The organism is Bradyrhizobium campsiandrae (assembly GCF_014529705.1).
GTDB lineage: Bacteria > Pseudomonadota > Alphaproteobacteria > Rhizobiales > Xanthobacteraceae > Bradyrhizobium > Bradyrhizobium campsiandrae.
The window spans coordinates 1-248 of sequence record NZ_JAANIH010000341.1; the positions used below are offsets into that span (position 1 = coordinate 1).

At 60.9% G+C, this 248-nt stretch carries 1 protein-coding gene; it reads right to left on the reverse strand.

Translation table 11 applies throughout. The features are described from left to right. On the reverse strand, window positions 1–248 hold a 248-nt coding region (locus G8O24_RS43345), incomplete at both ends, for an ABC transporter substrate-binding protein (RefSeq protein ID WP_244646458.1).

The following is a 248-nucleotide window of genomic DNA, read 5'->3' on the forward strand; positions in this document are numbered from 1 at the left end:
CGGCGAGCGCCTGCTGGAGATATTCGTTCATCGGCAGCGGCTGCATCTGGCCAGAACCTGAAGCGGACGTCTGGATCTTCACCTCGAGTTTCTTGTTTGGACCGAAGCCTGCTTCCTGCATCAGCTTCTTCGCCGCGGCAAGATCGTACTTCAAGTCAAAGCTCGGCTTGCCGAACCACGGGCTCGACGGGTCGACTTGTCCCTTCGCGGGCTTGGCGAGCCCGTTCATCAGGCCGACGACCTCGTCG